Here is a 9,184-nt window from a genome sequence, read left to right as displayed (position 1 = left end):
TCGTTACGGAAAATCACGCCGTCGGGGAAGGGCCCTTCATCGGATCGGTAGCCGGTGGTGAAGGGGAAGTTGGGCGAGAACCCGGTTTGGACGCCGTATCCATCAATTTGCGTGGAGCCCGGATAGGTAAAGTCGTTGCGTTCCTTTAGCTCGAGGTCGCTGTAAAAACCACCGACTGTGGCGCGAATGCGTCGGTCCTCAGCGGTGTTCAGACGAATCTCGTGGGTGCTCACCTTAGTCTCGGTGGTGCTACCTACAAAAAGATCTGGCGCTTGGCAGGTGCCGCTGGGTGCAGCGTCACCAGGGTAGGATACGGAGCTGTCACAGATGTAGTAGGGCAGATACTGACCTACAAACAGGTAGTCGGCGTAGTCGACCAGCTGATCGGTTTGACGATCGGTGAAAGCACCGGAGTACAGCACTTCCAGCTCACCGATGCGGCCCGTCAGGGTCCAGGCGGTGTTGCTGAACTCATCATCAATGCTGTCGGGCTGGAAGCGCGTTACGTTGTAATCGCCAAGGTCAGGATCAGAGAAAAACACGCCGTCGGAATCCAGCTGCTGCTGCATGTGCGACACCTGCAGGTCCCAGTCGGCATTGATGGTGTAGAGGCCCGACAGTCGGAAGCCTGAGTAGGTGGTGTCGTTAAAGTCGTCTTCTACCTTGGTGCTGTTATCTGCGTCGATAAACGTCACATCCGACAGGTCAGCGCCGGCCTGGAAGCCTTCACGCTGGGCGCTCACCGGAACGCCATTGGCACGCATGGTGCCGGCGGGACGGAAACGGGCGCTTTCCCGTGTATTCAGGGTGCCGGCCACGTTGTCGATGTAGCCACCCATGCGGTCTACGTAGACGACGCCGCGCAGAGCGAGTTTCTCGGTGACTGGCACGTTGATCATGCCTTCAACGCTGTTACTCATTTCACCGCCCTTGGTGAAGGCCGTGCCGAGCTTCATTTTGCCGTAGGTGCCGCTGAAGTCAGGCTTGTTGGTGATCAGACGAACCGTGCCTGCCTGGGAGCTCGCGCCAAATAGCGTGCCCTGGGGGCCTGCCAGTACCTCGATGCGGTTCATGTCGGCAGCATATACGTCGAGGTTTCGACCAGGTTGTGCGAGGGGCTGCTCGTCGAGATAAAGAGCTACGTTGGGTGACAGACCCGCAACGCCGGCGGTGGTCAGGTTGGGAGTGGTGGAAGCGACACCGCGAATATAGATGGTGTTCTGTCCGGGACCGCTACCACCTGCTGTGACGCCGGGTAGCTGGACCAGGTAGTCCTCGAAGTTGGTGACACCCATGTCGTTGAGGGTGTTTTCCCCGAGAGCCTGCACTGCGACAGGAATATCTTGTGTGCTCGCCGAGCGTTTGGTCGCTGTAACGATCACTTCTTCGAGCTGCGCATAGGCGCTGGCGCTGGCAAGACTGCCTCCCGCCACACTGGCGAGAACGGCTGCTCGAGTGGCTTGGTTCAGTTTGTTCTTGTACCGCATATTGTCTCCCTGACAAAAAAATAGTGCACAAAAAAAGTGCTGATAGTTCGTACTGAAAGTAAAACGGTCGGAGATTATACCGACATATTTCGCTAAATGCTGATTTTTAGGTACTTTTTACAATCAGGCATAAAAAGAAAGATTCGTACACTATGCATTTATGTTTTGCTGACGTTGGATAATCTGAGTACCCTTCCGCCTCTATTCTTATAAACAGAGGTGGCAATGAGGGGTTCGACCGACGGGAAAGGGCCTGTGAGCGAAGGCGCTCTGGGTTTCAGTATCGATCGTGGGGTGTTTCTGCCATCCACAGCGATTCTGCTGGTGATGGTGCTCGCAGCCGCCATCGCGCCCGATGCGAGCAACGCCCTGCTACAAAAAGTCCAGGCGGGCATCGTCACCTATGCAAGCTGGTACTACGTCCTGGTGGTGGCAGTCGTGCTCCTCAGCATCCTGATTTTCAGCTTTTCCCGTTTTGGCGATATCAAACTGGGGCCGGATCATTCGGAGCCTGACTATGGCGCCATCAGCTGGTTCGCGATGCTGTTTGCCGCGGGCATGGGTATCGGCCTGATGTTTTTTGGGGTCGCCGAGCCGGTGATGCACTTCCTCCAGCCGCCGCACGGTGAGGGCAGCAGCATTGAGTCGGCAGGGCATGCCATGACCCTGACCTATTTTCACTGGGGCCTCCATGCCTGGGCTATCTATGCGATCGTTGCTTTGCTCCTTGCCTACTTCTCTTACCGGCACGGTTTGCCGCTCACTGTGCGTTCAGCTTTTTACCCTCTGATCGGTGAACGTATCTATGGACCTTTGGGCGCGGCCATCGACGTCTTTGCCATTGTCTGTACGGCCTGCGGTATTGCCACCAGCCTCGGCTTTGGGGTTTTGCAGATTAATGCGGGTCTCGCTTACCTCTTTGATATCCCCGTTAGCCCCGGCGTGCAGGTGATGCTCATCGTGGGGACCATGATCCTGGCGAGTATTTCCGTTGCCATGGGCCTTAACGCGGGTATCAAGCGCTTGTCGGAGCTCAACATCGCTTTGTCCATACTGCTTCTCATCGGCGTGCTCATCGCCGGCCCCACGATTCTGATCCTGGGGGCGACTCTGGAAAGTCTGGGCATCTACGTCAGCGAGCTGATCAGTAAGACCTTTACCCTGTACGCCTACGACCCCACGGAGTGGCTGGGCGGCTGGACCATCTTTTACTGGGGCTGGTGGTTGAGCTGGTCGCCCTTCGTCGGTCTGTTTATCGCAAGAATTTCCCGGGGACGAACCATTCGGGAGTTCACCCTCGGCGCCATGCTGGTGCCCTGCGGGTTCACTCTCCTGTGGATGGGGGTTTTTGGCAATAGTGCCATCGATCTGATTCTCAATCAGGGAGCCAGCGAGCTTGGTGAGGCTGTTGCGGCCAATCAGGCGGTGGCGTTGTTCCAGTTTCTCGAATACCTGCCCTTCTCTACCTTTCTATCAGCGGTGAGTCTGGCAATGATTGTGGTGTTCTTTGTGACCTCGGCAGACAGTGGAGCTTTGGTACTGAATATGCTGTCCGCCAACGGTCGCGACGATACGCCGATAATCCAGCGGGTGTTTTGGGCGGCGGTCATCGCCGCCATTGCTTCGGTATTGTTGATCGCGGGAGGCTTATCGTCGCTGCAGACTGCCGCCATCGCCAGTGCGCTGCCCTTTTCCCTGGCCCTCCTTGGCGCCATATGGGGTTTTTCCAAAGCACTGTCTCTGGACGCAAGCCAGCGCAATGCGCAAAGTGTCTCGCCGGCATCAGGTGCCGACGGCGACTGGCGGAGCCGGCTGTCAAATCTTCTGGAGTTTCCCGAAGATCGCAGTGTCCGCAAGTTTCTCAAGGAATCCGTGGGGCCCGCTCTTCGGGAGTTCTCCCAGGAGCTCAAGAATCACGAGGTGGACGCGCGGGTCACCGAGGAATTGCGTGAAAAACCCTGTGTGCGCATGGAAGTACTCAACGGCGGTGAAATTGACTTTGTCTACGAGGTGCGAAGTCGTGCCCATGCCATGCCCGATGAGCGTCTCGCGGGGGAAGCGATCACGTCTATGGCGGATGGCGACCGTTACTACCGCGCCGAGGTGCACCTATCCCAGGGGGGGCAGGACTACTGCATTATGGGCTGGACGCGAGAGCAGATTGCCCACGATGTGCTCAGTCAGTACGAGAACCATCTGCATTTTCTCACCACCATGCGCTGATTTTCTCCCTCGCCTACGCGAAAAGAGCGGGGGCGCTCAGGCTGCCTCGTTGCGAAACTGCAGTTTGGCCAGCCGGGCGTAAAGCTCAGAATTACCCAGGAGCTCGTCGTGCGTTCCCCTGGCGACAACCCTGCCCTCATCCAGCACCGCGATGCAGTCCGCATCGCGGATCGTTGCCAGCCGGTGGGCGATGATGACCGTGGTGCGCTCATGCATCAGTTCGCTGATAGCCTGCTGTACCTGATATTCGCTTTCTGCATCCAGGGCACTGGTGGCTTCGTCCAGCAACAGTACTTTAGGGTCCGTCAGCATGGCCCGGGCCAGGGCGATGCGCTGGCGCTGTCCCCCTGAAAGACGCACACCCTGCTCTCCCAAAAAGCTGTTGTAGCCGTCGGGGAGGGCGTCGATAAACTCATGGGCGTGAGCCCGCTGTGCAGCGGATCGTATTTCGGCGTCACTGGCATCGGGATTGCCGTAGGTGATGTTATAGCGGACGTCGGCGCTGAACAGCGTAGGCTGCTGCGGCACGATGGCAAGGTGAGTCCGTAATTGCTCCAGAGACATTTCCCTCAGATCAATACCATCCAGGAGCAGGGAACCGGATTGCGGATCGTAAAATCGCTGGAGCAGCTCAAAGAGGGTGGTTTTGCCCGCGCCGGATGGCCCCACGAGGGCAAGACTCTTTCCCGCCTCGATGTTCAGGCTGATATTGTTGAGCGCGAGGGTGTCCGGGCGCGACGGGTAGCTGAAAGAAACACTGCGCAGCTCCATCGCGGGATTTTGGGAGATGGACTCGCGATCGCCGGTATCCGCGAGGGCGCTGTCGGTCTCGACCAGTTCCAGCAGTCGTTCCGTGGCGCCCGCGGCGCGTTGCACGTCACCCCATACCTCCGACAGGGTCGCGAACCCTGTACCCACCATAACGGCATAGAACATGAAAGCAGCGAGCTCACCGCCGGTCATGGCGCCGCTGATCACATCCCGACCACCGGAATACATCATGGCGATCATGCCGCCGGAGAGAATGATGATGGCAAAAGCGATGAGCAGCGCCCGCTGCCTGACCCGGGATCGAGCAATCACAAAGGCCTTTTCGACCTCGGCGTCAAAGGCTTCGGACTCGGCACCTTCTCGGTTAAACCCCTGCACCGTGCGAATGTTCTGGATGATTTCGCCGGCGTAGGAACCCACGCTCGCCACGCTGTCCTGGCTGCTGCTGGAGAGTTTGCGCACCCTTCGGCCAAAAATCATCACGGGCAACAGCACCATGGGCACCGTGGCGACGATAAACAGGGTGAGCTTGAAATTGGTGATGAGCATCATGATTACCGCACCGCTGAGAGTCAGGGTGCTTCGCAGGGCCATACTCATGGACGACCCGATGATCGTCTGTAGCACTGTGGTATCTGCCGTGAGGCGGGACATGATTTCTCCGGAGCGGTTTTCCTCAAAAAAGCCGGGATGGAGTCTCACGACATTGCGAAACACGGCGCTGCGAAGGTCCGCGCTGATGCGTTCACCCAGCCAGGACACCAGATAAAAGCGGAAGAAAGTGCCCACAGCGATGGCGGTGGTAATGAGCATGACAATGCGCACCGCGTCCCCCAGAGCCCCCGGATCATCACCGGCAAAGCCACGATCGATAAGCACCTGCAGGCCCTTGCCCAGAGTGAGCGTGGCCCCTGCGGTAAAGATGAGCGCGATGGCCGCAGCGACAAGACGCCAGCGGTAGGGCGCCAGTTGGCGGCCCAGGGCTCCCAGGGCGTCAAGACTGCTTTTGGGCTTGGGGTGGTCTTTGGTGTTCAGGACTTGTCCTCGCGGTTTGGTAACTCGATGGCGCCTTGCAGGGCCGCTTTTTCGGCCACGGTATAGTCCGGGAAGGGGAGTTTTTCTTCTCCTCTCCAATTTTCAAGTTGGGACTCCACATCGGCCATGGTGTCGTCCGATGCGCGATAAAAATCCCGTACCTGCAGGACCTGCCCCGGGCCACTAAATATAGCGCCGGCGTCGTGCACCAGTTCGATCATGCGCAGGTTCAGATCTTCTGCGACGGCTAAAAAGCGCTGATAGTCAGTTGTTCGTATACCGGCATCAATACGGATCACTGCGGTCGCCGCTGCAACTTTCTCCAGGCGGACACTGACGGTTTCCTGCATGGCATCGGCGTGCGATAGAAACAGCTCCCGGAGGCGACCGAGAATGACCCGCAGCTGATCCGCCGTGGTCATCTGCAATTCGATGTGCTGGTAGTAGCGGATGCGATCCCGATGACTGAAGTTCTCTACCTCTACCGATGAGAACACCGCGTTGGGCACCGCCAGCATGGTGCGGTTCAGTGTGCGAATCATGGTGGAGCGAAGGCCGATTTCCTCCACAAAACCCACAATGTTGCCAAAGCGGCAGAGGTCCCCCGGGTTCACGGGGCGTGCAGAATACAGGGTAATAGCACCAATGACGTTTTCGAGGGTCTTCTGAGCGGCCAGGGCCACGGCCAGGGAACCGACACCGAGACCGGCGATGATGGTGGACATGTTGTAGCCGGCGCGCTCTGCCCACACCAGGCCAACGATGAGTATTGCCACTATTTTCACGATGGTGGTGAAGGGCTTGAGCAGGGCGACGTACTGGCGATTGCCTGCCCGCTCCAAACGGCGGATGTTGTAATCCCGTATGAGGGAGATGACCCCGAGGAGCAGGATGGTAAAGGCGATGTAATCCACGCCGGAGGAATTGAGATAAACCCGCGCCGCGAGCGACAGCGCCAGTTGGTCCATCAGCAGTCTGAAAATGATCAGGAACAAGAAGAAGCGCAGGGATCCCTGAAAGAAGCTTTCTATGCCGAGGGGGAAGCGATTCGGGACCAGCAATGCGATGCGCATCATCAGGTAGCTGGCGAGCATGGCGATGTACCAGGCCGCCACAAGGAACACGACGCCGGTGATGACCTGCCAGCTTTCCAGGCCGGCAAAGCGATAATCTGGCATATGGCGCTCGAGCCACACGGCCACGGGGCCATAACCGAGGTCCTTCCACAGGGAGGGAATCTCCGCAACGCTGGCATTGGAGACCTTCCAGATTTTGCCCCCCGAACCGTCGGGAATCCGCTGCAGGTAAATGGGCACTTCTTCGCCATTGTCCCGACGAATTAGGCCCAGGAGGTCACGATAGGCGGGCAGGCCGTCATCCAGCTTGCCCTCGGGTTCATCGCTCATGCTGGTGATGTCGATGATGTTCTGCTGGTTCCACAGGACCCGCAGGGCATCCATAAGATCTACGGCCGTCCAGTCAGCCAGTTCTTCCGGGAGATAACGCATGTCCAAATAGCTGGCAGCGCGGGTCCAGTCTTTGCGCGCAGAGGCATCTGCCATGACTACAAGCAGCTGGAGAGGCGTTCGGGGCAGTTCTTCGTTCCCCGCGAGTTCGGCCGCTTTTTCGCGGATAACTTCTTCCGATTTTTTCCCTGTCTCCAGGATTTCCCGCATGGTTTCGGTGTCGGCCTCAGCTTCCTGGACCTGTTCCTTTGCAGGCGTTTCTGCCCCCTCCTCGGTTTCGTCCTGCGCAAAGAGGGGGCTCGACAGGGAGAGAGATAGGAAGGAAGCGGTAAGCAGCGCTAAAAGATATCGGGACATCGTCATTATCCGAGAATTAAGAGCAGAGACAGTGTAGCTCTCCCGTGGACCTTCTCAAGAGACGCCCTGGTATTCAGGATTCGGCTTTACGCTTCAGGAGCAGGCGACCGGCGATGACGCCGGCCTCAAAGAGAAGCCACATGGGGATGGCGAGGAGGGCCTGGGAGATGACGTCCGGGGGCGTAAGCAGCATGCCAAAGACGAAGCAGCCAACAATGATGTAGGGGCGTTTCCGCCCCAGGTCTTCCGGTGTGGTGATACCCGCCCAGATAGCAATGAGGGCCGCGATGGGTATCTCAAAGGCCAGACCGAAGGCAAAAAACAGCTTCAGAACAAAATCCAGATAGCGGTTGATGTCCGTCATGATGGCGACGTCGGTAGGACCGACGCTGGTAAAAAACGCGAAGATCAGAGGGAACACAACGAAATAGGCAAAGGCCGCTCCGCAGTAGAACAACAGCACGGAACTTGCGAGCACGGGCAGCGCAAAGCGCTTCTCCTGACTGTACATCCCCGGCGCGATAAAAGACCAGATCTGAAACAGTACATAGGGAATAGCAATAAACAGCGCAGTGAAAAGTGTCAGCTTGAAGGGGGTGAGGAACGGTGACGCTACGTCCGTGGCAATCATGCTCGCGTTTTCTGGCAGCAGCTCGCGCAGGGGCTGAGAAACAAAAGCATAGATTTCATTGGCGAAGGGGAACAGCACAATGAAGACCAGCAGCACCGCCAGGATGGCGCGCAGCAGCCGGTCTCTCAGCTCCGTGAGGTGGGCAATGAGTGGCAGTGGCGTATCGCTATCAGTCACCGGCTTTGCGATCCGTCGCCGTGGAGGAATCGTTTTCCCCTTCGCTTTTCCTGGTGCTTACCGGGCTCTCTTTAGGCTCGTTGCTCTCATTGTTTTCGGTCGATGGCGCGAAAGTCGTGTTACCGCCGTCGTCCATTGAGGATGTGAAGCCGTTCTTCAAGTCTGACCCGAGGCTCTGCGTCTCCCGGCGCAGCTCCTCGCTGCTGTCTTTCAGCGCCTTGAGATCCTTCATCACTGCATCGTTGTGCAACTCCTGCTGCACTTCCTGCTTGATGTCGTTAAAGCCGCGGCGTATGCGGTTGAGCCAGGCGCTGGCGGTGCGCACGGCGTCAGGGAGTCGCTCGGGACCAATAACGATCAGAGCAACGACGCCAATAATGAGTAATTCGGCAAAACCGATATCGAACATAGCGTTTTACTACTTTGGCAGGCGCTTAGGGGCGTTGTGCAAAGGCTAAACGTCGCTCTTGTTTTTAGCAGCGTCACTGGTTTCGGGCTCTTCCCCCTCGTCGGCTTTCTTGTGGCCTTCGTTCTCTCCCTCATCCTGCATACTGCTGCGGAAACCTTTCACGGCACTGCCGAGGTCTGATCCCAGGCTGCGTAAACGCTTGGTACCAAACAGCATGACCACAATGGCCAGAATGATGAGTAACTGCCAAATGCTGATTCCACCTAATCCCATGATTCTCTCCTTTTATCGCCGGGGCGGGCGCCGCCGGCGATGGTAGTTGTTCGATGTTTCGCATGCTCAATACATGCGAGATACGTATTTAACTGCGTGACGCCTTCTCCGCATGACCCGAGAGGCCAAAGCGCTCCTGTAAAATTGCCAATACCTGCGCAGATGAAAGTCCCTGTTGTGCGAGGAGAACCATGCTGTGAAACCAGAGGTCAGCGATCTCGCCAAGGAGGGCGTCCTGTCCCTGCTCTCCGTCACAATCCTTGGCCGCGATGATGACCTCCGACGCTTCTTCCCCGACTTTTTCAAGAATCTTGTTCAGACCCTTTTCATACAGGCTGGCCACGTAGGAGCTGTC

8 protein-coding genes are annotated in these 9,184 nt (G+C 57.6%); 1 reads left to right on the top strand and 7 read right to left on the bottom strand.

The features are described 5' to 3' along the window. A partial coding sequence (locus ACTG3T_RS10615) for a TonB-dependent receptor plug domain-containing protein (RefSeq protein ID WP_439102247.1) occupies positions 1-1,487 on the bottom strand: 1,487 nt, incomplete at its 3' end. A gap of 255 nt (positions 1,488-1,742) precedes the next feature. Between ACTG3T_RS10615 and ACTG3T_RS10610 the strand changes: the two genes are divergently transcribed. Beyond that, the gene (locus tag ACTG3T_RS10610; protein WP_439102246.1) at positions 1,743-3,710 is read left to right on the top strand and encodes a BCCT family transporter; all 1,968 of its coding nucleotides are present in this window, start codon (positions 1,743-1,745) and stop codon (positions 3,708-3,710) included. Between the two features lie 36 nt (positions 3,711-3,746). Here ACTG3T_RS10610 and ACTG3T_RS10605 read toward each other — a convergent pair whose 3' ends face one another. From ACTG3T_RS10605 to ACTG3T_RS10580, 6 genes are all read right to left on the bottom strand, one after another. Further along, a complete protein-coding gene (locus ACTG3T_RS10605; protein WP_439102248.1) occupies positions 3,747-5,516 on the bottom strand; it encodes an ABC transporter transmembrane domain-containing protein in 1,770 nt (589 codons plus the stop codon). Continuing rightward, the gene (locus tag ACTG3T_RS10600; protein WP_439102245.1) at positions 5,513-7,339 is read right to left on the bottom strand and encodes a mechanosensitive ion channel family protein; all 1,827 of its coding nucleotides are present in this window, start codon (positions 7,337-7,339) and stop codon (positions 5,513-5,515) included. The genes ACTG3T_RS10605 and ACTG3T_RS10600 overlap by 4 nt, the downstream gene beginning before the upstream one ends. 73 nt (positions 7,340-7,412) lie before the next feature. Then, entirely contained in the window at positions 7,413-8,147 is a 735-nt protein-coding gene (tatC, locus tag ACTG3T_RS10595; RefSeq protein ID WP_439102244.1) for a twin-arginine translocase subunit TatC, read from the bottom strand. Then, a complete protein-coding gene (tatB, locus tag ACTG3T_RS10590; protein ID WP_439102243.1) occupies positions 8,140-8,556 on the bottom strand; it encodes a Sec-independent protein translocase protein TatB in 417 nt (138 codons plus the stop codon). Before tatB ends, tatC begins: the two co-directional genes overlap by 8 nt. 45 nt (positions 8,557-8,601) lie before the next feature. Further along, positions 8,602-8,829 (bottom strand): twin-arginine translocase TatA/TatE family subunit, encoded by a 228-nt coding sequence (gene tatA / locus ACTG3T_RS10585; RefSeq protein WP_439102242.1) that lies wholly within the window; start codon positions 8,827-8,829, stop codon positions 8,602-8,604. Positions 8,830-8,917: 88 nt separating this feature from the next. Continuing rightward, the coding region (locus ACTG3T_RS10580) for a phosphoribosyl-ATP diphosphatase (RefSeq protein ID WP_439102241.1) at positions 8,918-9,184 on the bottom strand (267 nt) is incomplete at its 5' end.

Source organism: Congregibacter sp. (genome assembly GCF_965660375.1).
Taxonomy (GTDB): domain Bacteria; phylum Pseudomonadota; class Gammaproteobacteria; order Pseudomonadales; family Halieaceae; genus Congregibacter.
The sequence above is the reverse complement of the archived record's forward strand: the minus strand, read 5'-3'. Positions and strand labels throughout refer to the sequence as shown.